This is a genomic window from Sporolactobacillus spathodeae (genome assembly GCF_016908935.1).
GTDB classification, from domain to species: Bacteria; Bacillota; Bacilli; order Bacillales; family Sporolactobacillaceae; genus Sporolactobacillus; species Sporolactobacillus spathodeae.
Genome location: NZ_JAFBEV010000013.1, coordinates 69,592 through 86,689 on the forward strand (window position 1 = coordinate 69,592; position 17,098 = coordinate 86,689).

Annotated in this window: 16 protein-coding genes; 12 read left to right on the forward strand and 4 right to left on the reverse strand. The window is 44.1% G+C overall.

Going from position 1 to position 17,098, the window contains the following annotated elements; all coding sequences use genetic code 11:
• The first annotated feature begins 136 nt into the window (after window positions 1–136).
• The 6 genes from allC (at window position 137) to JOC27_RS08150 (ending at window position 7,972) form a co-directional block, all read left to right on the forward strand.
• Window positions 137–1,387 (forward strand): allantoate deiminase, encoded by a 1,251-nt coding sequence (gene allC / locus JOC27_RS08125; protein ID WP_338062789.1) that lies wholly within the window; start codon window positions 137–139, stop codon window positions 1,385–1,387.
• Between the two features lie 25 nt (window positions 1,388–1,412).
• Complete coding sequence (locus JOC27_RS08130) at window positions 1,413–2,657, forward strand: pyridoxal-phosphate-dependent aminotransferase family protein (RefSeq protein ID WP_205006783.1); 1,245 nt, start codon at window positions 1,413–1,415, stop codon at window positions 2,655–2,657.
• A 33-nt stretch (window positions 2,658–2,690) separates the two neighbouring features.
• The gene (locus JOC27_RS08135) at window positions 2,691–4,055 is read left to right on the forward strand and encodes an allantoinase (protein ID WP_205006784.1); all 1,365 of its coding nucleotides are present in this window, start codon (window positions 2,691–2,693) and stop codon (window positions 4,053–4,055) included.
• A 544-nt stretch (window positions 4,056–4,599) separates the two neighbouring features.
• Window positions 4,600–6,063, forward strand: a complete 1,464-nt coding sequence (locus JOC27_RS08140; RefSeq protein ID WP_205006785.1) for an NCS1 family nucleobase:cation symporter-1 — start codon at window positions 4,600–4,602, stop codon at window positions 6,061–6,063.
• 387 nt (window positions 6,064–6,450) lie between these two features.
• Window positions 6,451–7,347: a GNAT family N-acetyltransferase gene (locus JOC27_RS08145; RefSeq protein WP_205006786.1), complete on the forward strand. Its 897-nt coding sequence runs from the start codon at window positions 6,451–6,453 to the stop codon at window positions 7,345–7,347.
• A 40-nt stretch (window positions 7,348–7,387) separates the two neighbouring features.
• The gene (locus tag JOC27_RS08150; RefSeq protein WP_239530116.1) at window positions 7,388–7,972 is read left to right on the forward strand and encodes a GNAT family N-acetyltransferase; all 585 of its coding nucleotides are present in this window, start codon (window positions 7,388–7,390) and stop codon (window positions 7,970–7,972) included.
• Window positions 7,973–8,141: 169 nt separating this feature from the next.
• On the opposite strand, the gene JOC27_RS08155 is transcribed toward JOC27_RS08150, so the two are convergent.
• The 3 genes from JOC27_RS08155 to JOC27_RS08165 form a co-directional block, all read right to left on the reverse strand.
• Complete coding sequence (locus tag JOC27_RS08155; RefSeq protein ID WP_205006787.1) at window positions 8,142–8,567, reverse strand: VOC family protein; 426 nt, start codon at window positions 8,565–8,567, stop codon at window positions 8,142–8,144.
• Window positions 8,568–8,802: 235 nt separating this feature from the next.
• Window positions 8,803–9,744, reverse strand: a complete 942-nt coding sequence (locus tag JOC27_RS08160; RefSeq protein WP_239530118.1) for an AEC family transporter — start codon at window positions 9,742–9,744, stop codon at window positions 8,803–8,805.
• Between the two features lie 322 nt (window positions 9,745–10,066).
• Window positions 10,067–10,261, reverse strand: a complete 195-nt coding sequence (locus JOC27_RS08165) for a hypothetical protein (protein WP_205006789.1) — start codon at window positions 10,259–10,261, stop codon at window positions 10,067–10,069.
• A gap of 365 nt (window positions 10,262–10,626) precedes the next feature.
• Here JOC27_RS08165 and JOC27_RS08170 point away from each other — a divergent pair, with 365 nt between their 5' ends.
• The 3 genes from JOC27_RS08170 to JOC27_RS08180 all read left to right on the forward strand — a co-directional run bounded on the left by JOC27_RS08170 (window position 10,627) and on the right by JOC27_RS08180 (window position 13,241).
• Window positions 10,627–10,923: a hypothetical protein gene (locus tag JOC27_RS08170; RefSeq protein WP_205006790.1), complete on the forward strand. Its 297-nt coding sequence runs from the start codon at window positions 10,627–10,629 to the stop codon at window positions 10,921–10,923.
• A gap of 112 nt (window positions 10,924–11,035) precedes the next feature.
• On the forward strand, window positions 11,036–12,022 hold the full coding sequence (locus JOC27_RS08175) for a YeiH family protein (protein ID WP_205006791.1): 987 nt from the start codon (window positions 11,036–11,038) through the stop codon (window positions 12,020–12,022).
• A gap of 667 nt (window positions 12,023–12,689) precedes the next feature.
• A complete protein-coding gene (locus JOC27_RS08180) occupies window positions 12,690–13,241 on the forward strand; it encodes a hypothetical protein (RefSeq protein WP_205006792.1) in 552 nt (183 codons plus the stop codon).
• 227 nt (window positions 13,242–13,468) lie between these two features.
• Here JOC27_RS08180 and JOC27_RS08185 read toward each other — a convergent pair whose 3' ends face one another.
• Window positions 13,469–13,741: a GNAT family N-acetyltransferase gene (locus JOC27_RS08185; protein ID WP_205006793.1), complete on the reverse strand. Its 273-nt coding sequence runs from the start codon at window positions 13,739–13,741 to the stop codon at window positions 13,469–13,471.
• A 220-nt stretch (window positions 13,742–13,961) separates the two neighbouring features.
• Between JOC27_RS08185 and JOC27_RS08190 the strand changes: the two genes are divergently transcribed.
• The 3 genes from JOC27_RS08190 to JOC27_RS08200 all read left to right on the forward strand — a co-directional run bounded on the left by JOC27_RS08190 (window position 13,962) and on the right by JOC27_RS08200 (window position 16,946).
• A complete protein-coding gene (locus tag JOC27_RS08190) occupies window positions 13,962–14,294 on the forward strand; it encodes a hypothetical protein (RefSeq protein WP_205006794.1) in 333 nt (110 codons plus the stop codon).
• Between the two features lie 526 nt (window positions 14,295–14,820).
• Window positions 14,821–16,362 carry an amidase family protein gene (locus JOC27_RS08195; RefSeq protein WP_205006795.1) on the forward strand — a complete coding sequence of 514 codons (1,542 nt, stop codon included), beginning with the start codon at window positions 14,821–14,823 and terminating at the stop codon, window positions 16,360–16,362.
• Window positions 16,363–16,511: 149 nt separating this feature from the next.
• Window positions 16,512–16,946 (forward strand): hypothetical protein, encoded by a 435-nt coding sequence (locus tag JOC27_RS08200; RefSeq protein WP_205006796.1) that lies wholly within the window; start codon window positions 16,512–16,514, stop codon window positions 16,944–16,946.
• Window positions 16,947–17,098 lie beyond the last annotated feature (152 nt).

The window sequence follows — 17,098 nt, forward strand, 5'->3', positions numbered from 1 at the left end:
TTGAAAGACTTTTTTTCTGTTTATTTTGACTAAGAGATGAAAAAGATTTTAGATCATTTGCTAATGGTAGATAGAAGATAATTTGCTAAACTTATATCAGGATATGTAATTAATCCTAACAAGAAGGAGGCGTGGTGTGACGATTGATCAAGAAGATGTGACTGAACACGCAGGTGAACTGGATTATTTAATCCAATGGTTGTCCGCTTTCGGTCAAACGGAAAACGGAGGCGTGACGCGCCTGCTCTATGATAAGGCATGGCGCGAAGCACAAAGTTCCATGCAGGATAAAATGCGAGAGCTGGGATTTTCAACCTATTTTGATGATGTCGGCAATTTATTCGGGAGAATCCAAGGAACAGAAAATACGCCGAATGTCATTCTGACTGGATCGCATATCGACACAGTTATCGATGGCGGCAAATATGACGGCGCTTACGGTATTCTTGCCGCACTGCTCGCAGCGTCAAGACTTGTCAGAAAATACGGCATGCCGAAACGAACAGTAGAAGTGGTCTCGCTTTGCGAGGAAGAGGGTAGCCGTTTTCCGCTCTCTTTTTGGGGCTCAGGAAATATAACAGGAAAATATAACGCTGAAAATGCGTTAAAAGTTGCTGATACCCATGGCGTGACGCTTTTGAATGCGATGCAAGCGGCAGGTTTCGGAAAAGGTGACCACGTCAATGCGAGAAGATCGGATATTGATTGTTTTATCGAAACACATATTGAGCAAGGACGGATATTAGAACTTGAGAAAAAATGCTGGGCACCTGTCAGTCATATTGTTGGGCAGCGGCGCTATACCGTTTCGCTATCTGGCAAAAGCAATCATGCTGGGACAACGCCAATGTATCTACGTAAAGACGCGCTTTATGCAGCTGCACAGATGATTGCAGAGGTTGTTCATCGCGCAGAAGTGTTGCACAATGGTCTAACGACAACATGTGGCAGCATTGTTGCAGATCCAAACGTGTCCAATGTGATTGCCGGGAGCTGCCGTTTCTCACTCGATATTCGTCATCACCAAACGGATGTGCTTGAACAGTTCAGCGCCGCAGCCATAGAATTTTTTAAATCTTTAGCAAATCAGTCCGGGATTGGGATAACCATCGACAAATGGATGGATGTTGAACCTGTCCAATTGGATCCGGGACTGACCGAAATGAATTTTAAGATCGGGGAAAAAGCAGGAATCCCAATTAGAAAAATGATTAGCGGTGCGGGTCATGATGCCCAAATATTTGGAAATTTTTGTCCGACCGCTTTATTGTTTGTGCCAAGTCACAACGGGATCAGCCATTCTCCAGAAGAGTATACGGATACGGAAGCTCTAGAGATCGGTATCCAGATGCTGATGCGCGTTCTTTTCCGTCTCGCGTATAATTGAAAGATAAATGCAAAGGGTGACAAAGATGACTGAAACAATCACGAAACCGGCGAAGCTTACTGTTCCGCCTCGGACAATTATGACACCTGGACCGGTCGAAGTCGACCCGCGTGTACTACGCGCGTTGTCGCTGCCGATCCTCGGTCAATTTGATCCGTCTTTTACCAATATAATGAATGAAAATATGACGATGCTGCGCCAAGTTTTTCAGACACAAAACCATTGGGCGTATCCGATTGATGGGACATCGCGAGCGGGAATTGAGGCACTGATCGCTGCCTTGATTGAACCTGGTGATAAAATGCTTGTGCCGATTTACGGCCGTTTTGGCGATCTTTTTGTTGAAATCGGCGAACGTTACGGCGCTGAGATTCATACGCTCGATAGTGAATGGGGAACGGTTTTTGACCAAGAAGCAATCATAGCGGAAATAAAAAGAATTCATCCGAAAATCGTGACACTTGTTCATGGAGAAACATCGACCGGACGGATGCAGCCGCTTGATAAAATTGGCAGCTATTGCCGAGAAGAGGATGTGCTACTTGTTGTAGATTGTGTGGCGACGTTCTGCGGTGCGGATATACGGCCGGATGAATGGTGTATCGATGCCCTTATCGGTGGTGCACAAAAATGCTTATCGATTCCGTCAGGCATTACGCCGATCACTTATAATGAGCGTGTTGAACATATTATTTTGAAACGGAAGAAAGTAGAACGGGGCATTGCGACAGCAGAGGAGAGAAAGCGTTCCACAGGGCTACCTATTCGCAGCAACTATTTTGATTTGGGCCAATTGCAGGATTATTGGAGCGAACGCCGTCTGAATCATCATACTGAAGCGACCTCAATGAATTACGCGTTGCATCAAGGACTTGAGCTTGTTCTTGAAGAAGGGCTTGATAATCGGTTTGCACGGCACAAATTGAACGAGAAAGCACTGATGGCTGGAATTCTGGCAATGGGACTCGAGCTGTTCGGCGATCCGTCCTGTAAAATGCCAACTGTCACATGTGTACGTGTTCCTGAGGGGATTAATGCGGATCAGGTGCGCCGTGTGCTACTCGAACATTTTCGAATAGAAATCGCTGGATCGTTCGGCGCGCTTCAAGGGAAAATTTGGCGGATTGGTACGATGGGTTATGGTTGTCGCCAGGATAATGTACTTGCTGTGCTTGCCGGCCTCGAAGCCTCGCTCATTCGTTGTGGCGCGGTGGTGCGACGTGGCGAGGGATTGCAGGCAGCAATTGATGTTTACGATGCGGCTGATTGAATTTCTCATAAAAATCTAAAGGAAGCGACCTAAATGGCATATGACCTGCTGATTAAAGATGGAAATGTTGTCCTGCCAGACGGCGTCAGGAAAATAGATATCGGCATCAGCAAAGGGAGAATAGCGGCGATCGGCGATAGCCTCAATGAACCGTCTGCGAGCATCCTTCATGCGGAAGGGTTAACGATTTTTCCTGGAGCGATTGATGTTCATGTTCATTTTGACGAACCAGGACGGACTGAATGGGAAGGGTTTGAAACAGGCTCATCAATGCTTGCAGCAGGCGGTTGCACGTCCTATTTTGATATGCCGCTCAATGGTATTCCGTCTACCGTTTCACGTCAGGCACTTACAGATAAGGTGAAAATTGCTGAAGCTGAGTCGCATGTTGATTTCGCTTTGTGGGGGGGACTCGTTCCAGGAAATATCTCTGATCTAGCTGAGATGCACGAAGCCGGTGCGATTGGTTTCAAAGCCTTTCTTTCTCCTTCGGGCAATGCAGAATTTGAAGCGGTCGATGATCTTTCACTACTAGCCGGGATGCGTCAGATCGCCTCACTTGGTGCGATACTCGCTCTTCATGCTGAAAGCGCGCCAATCGTTACTTTCTTGCAGAAAGAAAAGGAAGAGAAAGGATTGACGGGTTTCAATGATTATCTTGCCTCGCGACCAATTGTTGCTGAAGTGGAGGCTGTCTCAAGGGCACTTTTGTTCGCTCGCTTAACCGGATGCAAATTGCATTTTGTCCATATCAGTTCTACAGAAGCTGTCGCATTAATTCAGCAGGCTAAGGCGCAAGGACAGGATGTCACACTGGAAACTTGTGCCCACTATTTGCTATACAGTCACGAGGATTTTTGTCGTCTTGGCGTCATTGGCAAATGTGCACCGCCGCTACGTCCGGAGACTGAGCGTGTGAATCTGGTTCACGCGTTAATTGATGGAAAAATTGACATGGTTTCCTCGGATCATTCACCGTGCACATGGGAAGAGAAGGATAAAGACAATCTCTTTGCGGCATGGGGTGGTATCAGTGGTGGTCAGTTCACATTGCTCATTGTTATTGAGCTGGCGTTGAGTTATCATTTGCCGTTGTCACGTGTTGCCGAATGGACTGCTGCTTCCCCCGCTCGACGCTTTCAATTGGCGCCTGAAAAAGGGGGGATACAGATTGAGGCTGATGCGGATTTGGTATTGGTTGATCTGAACGCCCCATATACGGTTTCGAGCGAGAAACTCTTTCAAAAGAATAAGTTTACCCTTTATAAGGGACATACATTTCCTGCGTCTGTTCGGACCACAATCAGCAGGGGGCGTGTTGTCTATACAGATGGGGAAATCATGGGACGAACAGAAGGACAATGGCTAAGGCCACATGGAATTATTGCTGCACACTAAACCATTCTTTAGCGTGCACAAATAAATAGGTGAACTTAAGGACAGGGTCGATGCGACGCCTGTCCTTTTGTATATGCCGCTCATATTCGATTTTAAATGTTGTTTTTCTGACCCAAAAGGCAATGTGTGTTGGCGCCTAGCGGGAACAGCGTGCCGGACGGACCCCGCACTTTTGTCTGTCCGAGAGGGGCTCGGTGCGTCCGCAGCAAGCGAACGCATGGCAATAAGCGATTAAAAACAACAGCGGATTTTTGCAAAGTCATTATTTAGACAGTGAAGAAGCGACCACCGCTCAAAAAAGCTGGTAATGGAAACGTTATTATCTGAAATATTAGTTAGATTATCGGACGCGTGCGACGCTTTTTGTTTAATCTGTACAATGACAGGCGAATACGTACTGAGTAAGATAACTTGTATAAGTTGTTATTATATATAACGTGTGTTGTCAATAAAAGTTACGAAAATAACTTTTGAAAGGAGGCTTATTTTCGCTTGGACTGTCAGATTCATTCGATCGGATAAACTAAAGAAGGAAGGTCCATCAATGGCAAATGAAATTTTCACAGGTGATATTCTGAACGGTCATGAAAAACTCTATAATAAAGATTTGGCACCAGCAACGGAACGGAATTGGAATGTGTACAGTTTGCTCTCAATGTGGATGTCAGACGTGCATAGCATCGGAACCTATACGTTTGCAGCAGGTTTGTTCTTTCTAGGGTTAAACGGTTGGGAGGTTCTTATTGCAGAAATTATCGGTGCTGTTGTTGTTTGTTATTTAGCAAACCTCACCGGAACAGCGGGTACAAAGCTTGGCGTTCCGTATCCAGTTCTCTCGCGTATATCCTTCGGGGTATTCGGTGGCAATATTCCGGCACTGATTCGCGGGTTCGTTGCTGTTTTCTGGTACGGCATTCAAACGTATTTGTCCTCAGTAGCTGTAGTAGCTGTACTACTTCTCGTTTTCCCGGGAATGAAAAACATGATGGGCATCTCCTATCTCGGTTTGTCACTGCCCGGATGGATCGGATTTTTGTTTCTCTGGCTTTTACAATTTCTGATTTTCCGTTATGGCATGGAGTTTATCCGCAAGTTTGATAATTTCTGCGGTCCTGCTGTTTATGCAATGATGCTGATTCTGATTGTTTGGATTTCAATAAAAGCAGGTGGAAAAATCAACATCGGCATCAGTCCCGTTCATGTAACTGCGGGTCATGCGCTCTTCCAATTCTTCAGTGCCATTTCGCTTGTAATTGCTTATTTCTCAACAATCATCCTAAATGTCAGTGATTTTACACGTTTCTCGCCATCAGCGAAGACAACAAAACGAGGAAATTTCTGGGGACTTCCGGTTAACTTTACCGCCTTTTCGCTCGCAAGCGTTGTGATTACTGTCGGCACGATAACGGTATTCGGAAAAGCAATTACGGATCCAGTGTTGTTAATTCAGAAAGTGAACAATCCGTTTTTCTTGGTTCTCGGCGCTATTGTTTTCATCATCGCCACAATGGGTGTCAATATTGTTGCCAATCTCGTTTCTCCAGCCTATGATTTTGCTAACGCAGCGCCGAAGCATATTGATTTCCGCCGTGGTGCGATGATAACCTCAATTCTCGCAGTACTCGTCATGCCATGGAAAATTTACAGCAGTCCTGTAGCAGTAAACTATTTCCTTGGTGGACTCGGTTCACTCCTCGGCCCGATTTTTGCCATTATTGCTGTTGATTATTATCTGATTAAAAGAGGGAAAATTAATATTCAGGCACTCTATCAGACGGGCGAAAAGCACGCTTATTGGTACCAGCACGGTTATAACACAAAGGCATTTATTGCTTTTCTCATCGGTATTATTGTGACTGTACCTCTCGCTCTGATACCTGCTTTCTCGGGCGTTTCCGCCTTCTCTTGGCCGATAGGTGTTGCGATCACCGGTGTGGTTTACGGAACGCTGATGTGGAGCGAACAATACGCTTACCACAGTGAAGCAGAAACAAATACAGTAAACTGAATAGCCATTCGTATAAAAACCGTCCGTGCAGAAAGATCATACACGGACGGTTTTTTTTTGATAAAATTATATATGTTCGGATCTCTTTGGAACGATTGAAGTACGGAATTCTTTAATAGATCCGAGTATATCTCAAAACACCAATGACGTGAGATCTAAATAGAATCTTTTAAATAATAAGCTATGTTTAAGTTTAATGTTGTTTTTCTGACCAAAGGCAATGTGTGAGACGCCTGCGGGAACAGCGTGCCAGCGAGACACCGCAGATTTTTGTTTGTCTGAGGAGGCTCGCGGTGCGCCCGCGGCAAGCGAACACATAGCAAAAACCTATTAAAAAACAACAGCAAATTTTAATAAAGCCAAATAATAATGAATGGAGTTACCCTTGTGATTATTAAAAAATATCAGAAACTGAATGCGGATACAATCGTGCAAATACGCCGTTTGGAAGCAGCATGCTGGGCACATGATGGGGAAAAAGACCCTGTCTATCTGGATGATTCGATCCATTTTAACCAAGAAATCAACCATACCTTTCTCATTTTTGAAGCGGGCGAATTGATCGGTTTTCTCCATTTATTTCTTCCCACAGCTTTAGAAGCGGAACTTTCAGGCATGATCTTGCCCGAGTTCCGTGGCCAGGGCTATTTCTCTGCCTTATTCGCTTGCGCGCGCCAGGAACTGATTCGCTATAATATACCGGATATTCTGTTTGTTATCGATACATTAACTGAAGAACAGAATCAAAGCCTAATGAAGCATTTCGGTGCCGTATACGATTTTTCTGAATATGTAATGGGACTTGATCAGGCATCTTGGATCAATTCCACATCGGAGAATGGGGTCAAGCTTTCAGCGGCGGATCCAAACGATATAAGCGAGTTAACGGCGATAAGTGTTGCGGCTTTCGGCGACAACCCTGCAGATGCGCGTAGCATTATCGAAAAGTCAATGCAGAATGATTCACATCGAAAGAATTATACTGCGCGACTAAACTGCAGACTGATAGGCATGAGTTCGATTAGTTACGAAGAAACTGACCCGTACGTTTTTGGCTTTGCATTATTACCCGAATTTCAGGGGAAAGGTTACGGTCGCCGATTTCTTTCCTTGCTGATTGACAAGCTGTTTTCTGAAGGGTTTAAGCAATTAAAACTTGAAGTCGACAGCAAAAACAGCCATGCATTGCACCTCTACCAGAAGACCGGTTTTAATCAATTGAACGGTTACGCCTATTATCGACTGCCTGTCGCTTTTATTGAATTGGATAATCGTTTTGATTGATAAGAAAATTAGAGCTAGAAACTTGAAAGGAAGCATGGCTATGATTGTTTATTCAGACCCGGATAAGGGGATTGAATCTATTGCGCTGGATTCGGCACATTGGCAGGATTTCACGGAGCTCTTCGGTGAACGTGGGGCATGTGGCGGCTGCTGGTGCATGTCCTGGCGTTTGAAAAAGGCGGATTTCGAAGCAAATAAAGGAACACAGAATAAAGAAGCGATAAGACAGCTTGTCGATCACGGCGAACCGGTTGGCGTGCTCTTATACATCGATGGAGAGCCGGTCGGCTGGTGTGCCGCAGCTCCGCGGGTAAAATTCATTCGTCTCAATCAATCAAGAGTCTTAAAGCAGATTGATAGTCTGCCTGTCTGGTCAATAACTTGCCTTTTCGTAGCAAAGAAGCACAGAAGGCAAGGGGTATCATTCGCATTGATAAAATCAGCGATTGCCTGGTGTCGATTGAATGGGGCAATGGTGATTGAAGCCTATCCATCTGATCCTTATAAGCTTAATGATCCGGATGCATTTCTCTGGACCGGCATTCCGTCCGTTTTCGAAAAAGCTGGCTTTCGTAATGAACCGACTCCATCGAAGAGGAAACGATACATGCGGTATTTTATTTAATGAAATATGCTCGCTTGTCGCAGTAGGGGTGCGAAAGCCACATCTGCATCTTTAATCGATTTTTATTGATTTTCTTTAAGAATAGCGTTCAGAAAATAATTTTAAAGATTAGGCACTACTATTAAAAAGCGATCCCCCAAAAATCCAAGGGATCGCTCTTTTATTGTTCTTATTCTTTTCCTTCGGTAAAAATTTGAAAAGCAATGCCGAATTTGTCGGTAACCATGCCGTAGGCTGGACTAAAAAAAGTTTCCTGAAGCGGCATGTTGATTTTACCACCATCACTGAGCTTAGCAAAAATCGTCTCGGACTGTTCTTTATCAGGCGAGGTAATACAAATCGTTAGTTGATCCCCAGAAGTTGCGCGACTCCCTGGCATCTGATCAGAAAACATCAGCTCGGACTCACCAATTTGCAGCATCGCATGCGAAATCAGATTTTTCGCTTCTTCCGCAAGCGGAAATTCAGGATTTTCAGGCATCTCTTGAAAGGTTTGCTTGAAAATAACTTTGGCGTCCAATGCTTTTTGGTAAAAGTCGATGGCTTCCGCGGCATTTCCATTCATCACGAAGTATGGCGTCAATTTCAAAGGCATATGGTTCATCTCCCTAGGACTGTTTATAGTTTAGAATTGGAGAAGCGCAAGCGAATCCTGAATTAGTAAAGTATTCTTAAATTAATACTTTACAGGACAATATATTTTTAAACGCGCTTCCCACCATTATTTTACCTTTTCTGAAAAAAATAGCATTTAGAAAGTATTGAGAATTGTATGATTAGATGAAAACAAAGTCGCTCAGTGACTTCAGCGATTCAAAGCATCGTTGTCATTATTCGCCGATCAGCGTCATTAAAATAGGAATCGCAATAAGGCTCAGCAGTGTCGTTTCCGTTACCATAACTGCGGCATATTTGGAATCAGCGTGGTACATTTTCGATACAACCGGAGCATTGGTCATCACTGGCATGGCTGATTGAAGAATAAAGACGGCTTTCATTAAAGCTGGCATTGGTGCCGGCATCACAAGAAGTGTCATCAAGATCGGCGCGGCAAGAAATCGGCCAATCAGTATGCCACAGCTATCACGGTTCAAGCTAAGCTCCCGAAGTCCCGCCTGACGGATAGCGATGCCAATAAAAATCATCGACAGTGGAATCGTTAGACCACCAATATATTGAAAATCCGACATCAGGAAATTCGGCAGATTGACATGTGCGAAGACAAGCAGAAGACCAGCAATAAAACCGAGCAGCGGCGGCGAGAAAACCTTTGCCAATGTATCTTTGACAGTCAGTCTTATTTTGCTACTGCCGTCCTTCTGAATGAGATATACGCCGAGCGTCCAGAAGAATGTGGTGTTCGCCATATAGTAAACAAGTACATAAGGTAAGCTTTTTGGCCCGAAAAGGGCGAGGTTGACGGGAAGACCGACGAAGACGGTATTCGAATTACAAAACATCGATTTGAATAAACCGCTACGCTGTGGTGAGATTTTAAGTAAGCGGACGAAGAGAAACGAAAGACCGAACAGAATCAGCATCGAGAGAACTGGAAAGCTTAGATCAGGAAGCAATCGAATCAGCTGTCCGCTTGTAAAATGCTGTGTAATCGTGCTGAGCATATAGGCAGGCAAGGCGATTTGCGTGACGATCCGTGCGATCAGACGGCTTGATTTTTCATCAAACCAACCACGTGCTGCCAGCACATAGCCAACGCTGATCATAAGCAGAATGACAAGAACACCCTGAATGCTTGAAAGAAAAGTCCCCAAAGTAAATCCTCCTGGATAAAAAATAAACATAATGATTAAGTACTTATTCGATAGATGCCAGAGATTTGATTTAGGGACAGTTTAACACAATCTATTGCTGAAACATTTACGATAATTAATTGTCATCAAAACGACATAATAAAAACGATTACAAGTCATCAGGTAAGATGATGCGAAAAAGATTGTTGCATTCATAGCCAAGTATTAATATTAGGTATAAGAATATAGAAACCGGGATGATAAGTGCTTTCAAAAACCAAAATTTCTGCTAAGAGCGAACGAGTAAAACAGCAGCCCAATAAAATGGGCTGCCGTTTTTTCTTTATTCTTTTTTATCTTTTTGTGCGGGTTTTGCAGGCGGCGGGTTTTGAAACAAGATGATATAAAGCAGGCAAACTGAAGGGATGATCGCCAAAACGGTTGTGAGCGGTAGCCAATTAAAAAAGATTGAGAAAAGAAAAAGACTAATTGAACCAATTGCAATAATCATCCGTACGATTAATTTGAATTGTTCCATTTGAATTCGCCTCACACTGAGAAATAGTTACGTAACAATCTATGCAAGAAACGTGTTAATTAATTAAGATATTGTGAAAAAATTAACAATAATTTTGTTGGGGGATTACCTTTTTTTATTTATCATCTCTGTCTATAGTAAATGCGATTGACGCGGGTTTGGTGAATCAGAAAAGGCACCGTCCCAGATGCAAGAGTTGTCGGATTAAGAAGAGAGATGAGGAATAAAAAAACGATAGCATTTTACCAACGTGAATAGAATAGGACATAGGGTAAGAGCTGACTCATTCGCTTTCCATTCTTGCCGCGATGAGTGGGGCCTTAGACAACAGACAACAGTTATTACTAAGAGAGGAGGATCTATTCGTGAAGAAGGAATTTCTTGGAAGTCTACGTATCGCCTCAATCCTTTTACTTGCTGGCGTAATCATGCAAGCACTTCTCGTAGGAATTTATCATTTGATTGGCTTATCGCTTCACTTTCACGGAATCATTCTCTCGTTTCTGGGTATTCTCGCGATTATTTTTGTGTTGTATAGGAACAAATGGCAGTTCCATGGATTTTACAATGGCAAGAAAAAAGAGCGTTTGCCGCAGAAACTATCCGCTATACTTATTGTCTTGGGAATTATTTTTCTAATCCTTGCACCATTCATTTTTTAGACTCTAGGTTTTTGTTTCGAAAAGCACAGACTGCAATAAGCGGAGCATTGCCCGATGGACGAGCAGCCCTTATAATGAATGCTGAAACTTTTGTTAAATAGGACGTGACTCTATGGAAATGCTTCGTACTCGGATTCCTGGTATCATACTGGCAGCTGTTTTGGCTATGCCGGCTTGGCTGATTGGCAATGCCGTACCCATTGTCGGCAGCCCAATAATCGGTATTGTGCTTGGTCTTCTTCTCGCTTTTTGGCGCAGGCCGGAATGGTTACAAGAAGGGCTTTCCTTTACCGGAAAAAAGATTCTGCAATATTCTATTGTTCTTATGGGCTTTGGCTTGAATCTTTTAAATGTAGTTCATGTGGGTGGCCAGACGCTGGAACTAATGATTTTTACTTTGACTGCATCGTTTCTGACCGCCTTTTTTGCTGGCAAATGGCTAGGTGTGGAAGGTAAAACACAAACATTGATCGGCGTCGGCACATCGATTTGCGGCGGTTCGGCAATTGCCGCGACGGCGCCGGTTATTAAGGCAGACGGTCAAGAAGTGGCGCATGCCATTTCCACCATCTTTCTGTTTAATATTCTGGCTGCTTTTTTGTTTCCTTTTGTCGGCCACCTACTTGGTATGGATGCTCATACGTTTGGACTTTGGGCAGGTACAGCAATTAATGATACGTCGTCTGTTGTCGCTGCAGGATATAGCTTCAGTCACGCAGCTGGCAACTTCGCCGTTATTGTCAAGTTGACGCGAACATTGATGATTATACCGGTAACTCTGTTTTTGGCAATCTATACTTCGCGCAAAACAACAGGTGCGGACAAGGGAAACTACCACTTGTCAAAGATTTTCCCGTGGTTTGTGCTGGGCTTTCTCCTAGCTTCAATCATCAGCACCGTGCTGCCGTTGCCTGCAGCACTTGTTGGTAGCTTGGTGTTAATCGGAAAATATATGATTATCATGGCAATGGTTTCCATTGGGCTGAATACAAATTTAATTGCATTAGTACGGAGCGGTGTTCGCCCCATTTTGCTTGGCTTTATTTGCTGGCTTGTTTTATCACTGACTTCGCTTGCTGCTCAGTATTGGATTCTTTAATTAGCGGTAAAGAAAAAAGACTTTCGCACGAGTCAAATCGTGTCGAAGGTCTTTTTTTATACGCTTGAATGTATAAGCTCTTGGAAGCTTCTCAAACATTCGGTGGACTTGGCTTGGTTCGCCAAGTTTTTCTGAAAAGATAAGAATGTATCAGATCTTCTGAAAAAAATGGAGCGAAGGCGCGAGACGCCTGCGGGAAAAGCGAGCCAAGTGAGACCCCGCAGATTACAGATTGTTTGAGGAGGCTCACGGATCGCCCGCGGCAAGCGAGCAGCCGAAGCGCAATTTTTACAAAAAAGGACTTGGCGTACAAGTTTACCTTACCGGTAAAAATAGGTATCGCAACAATAAACGATCCAGCAATGCCCAACAAATCTTCGCTGCGATTTTCGGCAAAAAACAGCATCAATCAGTAAATTTTTAAAAAAAAGCATGTGTGCTTTGTCGAGTCATACGCTATAAGCAGATTTCCATCAGCTTTTGTAGAAATATATTTAGACGAGATGGGAAGGAGTATCGCTTAATCTGTCTAAATGTATAAGTAATATCTACTTATATAGTTATCGGCTATTTGCCACACGTCTTTTGAGTAACATAAAGTGGACAGGTGCTTGGCAATACTGGAAAATTAAAATTCCCCGCAAATAGGGAGAACGAGGGTGAGTCAATGAAGACAGCAAAAGGAACAAGCTATTATTTTACGAAAGATGTCTTAAAAAAATTAAATATTACACGTAACAGGCTAAGAGGACTGACAACTGCCATTGAGAAGCAAGGTCGCCGCTTTCAACGCAATAAAAATAATCAACGTCTGTTCTTTGAAGAAGACGTACAACTTTTGAGCGCTTTGCAAAATGAAACACGTCAAGGAGCGCTCCTAGAGGAAGCTGCGGACAAATTATGCGGCAAAAAAAATAAAATAGCGGCCCTGCCCATGAATACGTCAGCTACGCCTTCTGACCAAGTGCCGATCCTGCCTGCACAGAGACTTGCCGCACAAACGATTGCGCTAACCGAAGAACAATTCCGGCTTGTTGTTGAGCAGGTCGCTGTTTCAGCGGCGGAAAAAACAGCGGAACACGTCATAAAGAAATACGACCATGAAATCGAACAAATTATTGAACGCCGGGATCGAGAGTTGATGAATCGTTTGCGGGAAGCAAGTGAGCGAGGCAACAAGAAAAAGTGGCTGTTCCGTGTGCTGGGAGCAGCTCGTTAAGATATTGACCGCGGCTGAAGGTCTTTCAGCTGTTTTTTTATATTTCGAATCAGCTGAAAGATTCGGAGTTGCTTAAAGCGAGTGTTTTGGATTCGCTAGGTGTTCGCATGCCGCGGGCAAACATTGCTATGCCCAAACAGAAAGCTAGGGGTCCTAAACGGCACGCCGGCTCTGCAAAGGCTGTGTGCCTTCCCTTTGATAACAGTCAATAAAAACAGAGTCAATTTTTAAAGTATATCTTTATAGCTTTCTCTATTCCTTGTGAAAAAAACCTGCGCATAGGAACATTCGGGAAGGATCTGCCATTTTTCTTTGCGCGCTTTCTCAGCGGTCGCTTCTACTAACTTCCGTGCCAGATTCTGTCCTCTATAAGCTGGGTTGACATAGGTATGTGTGAGACGAATGACGTCCGATGCAGCAAATGAATAGGTAATTTCACCAATCTCATTGCTATTGTCATCAATCAGATAAAAACGGTTTTTTCCTTCTCTAAGTTCCATTGAAATGCCTCCTTCACTACATTTATCATACCCTTTTCTAATCAGTTAAGCTGTTTTAGCGCCTTAGTTTCAAGAAGGTGTTCGACATATTCTCGTGGATCGGCTAGTCGATGATTAAAAATCAACGGATGAACCAGTCATTTTGTCCACCCGTCATTTAGACTTTTTCATACTGTATAGATGTAAGGCTAATATAAAATTTCTCAGGGGGAATTCATTCATGTCATGGGATGATATGGTATTAGGCGGTATCGGCCGGGGAAATTGTTCCTGTAACCGCGGAAATAATATCCCGTCAAATATCGTTAGTGGAATTAACAATAGGCGCTGCGATGGCAGGGAACTACTTCAAGGTGTTGCAAAAAATGATTGCATCAAAGTCTTTCTGAAAAATTCAACACCGGTTAAAGGTTTCTTTGCTGGCATTAATGGCGGTGTTGTGACGCTTTTCAATTGTGATCACAACCGTGTATCAAGCACAAGCATCTGTGTCGAAGATATTGTAGCTGTTCGAACATTCTCAAGAAACGATTGTGATGATGATCACTGCTAATTAATCAGCTATGAGTGGCAAACGGCCGTCCTCAATCAAGAGGACGGTTTTTTTTACATTAAGGATGTATATAAGATTTCAGAGGAATTAATCAGAAAAACTAAGGATTGGCCATTGTTCACGGAACTTTGCGAAGCCAATTTTTTCTAAAAAGATAAGAATTATAAGAATTTGCACAAAAAATAGAGCGAAGGCGCTCTGGCGCCTTGCGGGAAAAGCGAGCCAAGTGAGACCCCGCAGATTACAGATTGTTTGAGAGGCTCACGGATCGCCCGCGGCAAGCGAGCAGCCGAAGCGCATTGTTACAAAACATACTTTTCTATGCCAAGTTTACCTTATACGTTAAGATGTATATGCTTTTATATGTAAAATGTGACGAATGTGCTCTGAATGTCAGAAACTTTAGTTATTCGTAAGAGATGCCGCTAACTAACCTGATTTTCAATGTTGCATGTTGGAAAATATAAAGGTAATATGAATACGATTGAAGATTGGCCAACGGATGAAGAGTAATGGAGTGAAAATAATGTCCAAGAAAAAGAAATTTGCCTTAGCTGCGGCGTTAACCGGTGCTACCGCTGCCGCATTAACAGCAGGTGTATTTTTGCGGCAGGAGGTAGCCAAACGACACCCGTTTACACTCGATGAAGCAACCCTATCAGATTTGCAAAAGGCATTAAGAGCCGGCAGGTTTACCGCCAAACAGCTGACTGAGGCCTATTTAGAACGCATTCGTCAGCATGAGGCGTTGAACGCAGTTCTTGAAATAAATCCAGATGCCCTTCATGATGCCGAAGCAAGTGACGTGAAGCGCGCTGTCAATCCGGAAGTTGGGCCGCTTTTCGGCATCCCACTATTGATTAAAGATAATATTGAGACGTCAGGGGAAATGCATACGACAGCAGGCGCGCTTGCGTTCGCAGACTACCATGCGAAACAGGATGCTTTTCTCGTACGCAAGTTGAAAGAAGCAGGAGCAATTATTCTTGGAAAAACAAATTTGACGGAATTCGCTAATTTCATCAGCGAGCAGATGCCGAACGGTTATAGTACACTTGGTGGACAGACAATAAATCCATATGGTGATTCTTTCGATGTTGGTGGTTCGAGTGCTGGGACCGGCGCTGCTATTGCCGCCAATCTGGCTGCAGCTGGAATTGGAACCGAAACATCCGGATCGATCCTCAGCCCGGCATCACAAAACTCACTAGTCGGCATCAAGCCAACCATTGGATTAGTCAGCCGTAGCGGGATCATCCCTCTTTCCCATAGTCAGGATACAGCAGGCCCAATGGCTCGCACGGTTCGCGATGCGGTGATCTTACTGAACGCAATTGCCGGCTTGGATGAAGAGGACGAAGAAACAGTCTGGAGCCAAGGCGATATACAAAAAGACTATACCGTTTTTTTGAAACGCAAAGGTCTGAAAAATGCACGTGTTGGGATAGACCGCGCTTTTCTTCGGTCATCAAGCGATGAACATATCGAATTGATAAATGAGGCGTTGGATGTAATACGGGATGAGGGAGCAACAGTAGTTCCCATCAACATCCCGTCTGCCGATGCTCTTGAAAACAGAGAATCCACTGTGATGTATCAAGAATTCAAATGGGATATCAACCGTTACCTGGAACGACTTCCAGAATCCGTACCCGTACATTCTCTGACCGAACTCATTGCCTTTAATCAGGCTCATGCGAGCGAGGCACTTAAATATGGACAAGCAGTCTTTGAGAAAGCAGAACGGATGAGTGGAGACCTCGGTGAAAAAACCTATCTGATTGATCGTGCGGACGACATCCGGCTCTCACAACGAGAGGGGATTGATGCGGTGATGAAGACGCATCATCTCGATGCATTGCTTTTCGAGGGCTATAAAGGCAGTGATATTGCAGCAAAGGCAGGTTACCCATCGATTACTGTTCCTACTGGATACACCCATGATGGCCAACCTGTGGGATTGACCTTTTGTGGTATGGCATTCAGTGAACCGAAATTGATTGAACTTGCCTACTCATTTGAACAGGCGACCGAATGCCGCGTGGCGCCAGCGTCCTCGCCAAAATAAAAAAATGAGAGTCATCAGAAGTGTTCCTAATAATAAGGAATGCTTCTTTTTTTTATTTGCGCAGCAGCGCCAATTTTTCTTCGTTCTTCAGACACTTGCCCAAATTCCAGTGCATAAACTGATAGAAGATTAGCAAAGGGGGCTGTGCGATGACGCAAAGATACAGTTATCAGACAGAACAGGGAAAAAACGGCAGGTTCATTACTATTTTGCAGGAATCCCTCTGTCAGATGAGCCGTTCGCTGGCTGTCACTGTTTCTCTTGCCGAGGAATCTTGCGGTCGCGAAGCTGAAAAACTAAACAGGATTCTGACAGAGGACCGTGCGGATAGCACATATTTGCACGGATTGTTGAAGGAGAACGGTGGAGTGCCTCTTTCCTGTGAGCAATTGACGCTTTCTCTTACCCGGCTGGAAGGACTGCGCCAATCAATTGAACGGCAACTGACGCTGGCAGATTTATACGGACAGCTGGCGGATTTAAGCGAACAGGCGCATCAAGAGGCTACATTTCGGAAATTGGCCGGCAAGAAGCAGAATGCTGCACTTTGGCTGCTTTACCTTTATACGTTGAATAAAAAGTGAACGATCTTAATGTATGGAAAAAGGCGTCTTTAAGATAAAAAATCTTAAGACGCCTTCTTTTTAGTGCGCCCGGCATGGGTGACAGCTAGGCGGTGAAAGTCCGCTACAGGCTTGGCAGTAGGAACTGTTAGCTGAGGACAAGGGTGTCTGCC

What these genes read in the sequence shown, in the direction of transcription:
- JOC27_RS08130 (WP_205006783.1), top strand. Translation starts at nt 1,413, where the DNA reads ATGACTGAAACAATCACGAAACCGGCGAAGCTTACTGTTCCGCCTCGG.
- JOC27_RS08135 (WP_205006784.1), top strand. Translation starts at nt 2,691, where the DNA reads ATGGCATATGACCTGCTGATTAAAGATGGAAATGTTGTCCTGCCAGAC.
- JOC27_RS08140 (WP_205006785.1), top strand. Translation starts at nt 4,600, where the DNA reads ATGGCAAATGAAATTTTCACAGGTGATATTCTGAACGGTCATGAAAAA.
- JOC27_RS08150 (WP_239530116.1), top strand. Translation starts at nt 7,388, where the DNA reads ATGATTGTTTATTCAGACCCGGATAAGGGGATTGAATCTATTGCGCTG.
- JOC27_RS08155 (WP_205006787.1), bottom strand. Translation starts at nt 8,567, where the DNA reads ATGCCTTTGAAATTGACGCCATACTTCGTGATGAATGGAAATGCCGCG.
- JOC27_RS08165 (WP_205006789.1), bottom strand. Translation starts at nt 10,261, where the DNA reads ATGGAACAATTCAAATTAATCGTACGGATGATTATTGCAATTGGTTCA.
- JOC27_RS08175 (WP_205006791.1), top strand. Translation starts at nt 11,036, where the DNA reads ATGGAAATGCTTCGTACTCGGATTCCTGGTATCATACTGGCAGCTGTT.
- JOC27_RS08180 (WP_205006792.1), top strand. Translation starts at nt 12,690, where the DNA reads ATGAAGACAGCAAAAGGAACAAGCTATTATTTTACGAAAGATGTCTTA.
- JOC27_RS08185 (WP_205006793.1), bottom strand. Translation starts at nt 13,741, where the DNA reads ATGGAACTTAGAGAAGGAAAAAACCGTTTTTATCTGATTGATGACAAT.
- JOC27_RS08190 (WP_205006794.1), top strand. Translation starts at nt 13,962, where the DNA reads ATGTCATGGGATGATATGGTATTAGGCGGTATCGGCCGGGGAAATTGT.
- JOC27_RS08195 (WP_205006795.1), top strand. Translation starts at nt 14,821, where the DNA reads ATGTCCAAGAAAAAGAAATTTGCCTTAGCTGCGGCGTTAACCGGTGCT.
- JOC27_RS08200 (WP_205006796.1), top strand. Translation starts at nt 16,512, where the DNA reads ATGACGCAAAGATACAGTTATCAGACAGAACAGGGAAAAAACGGCAGG.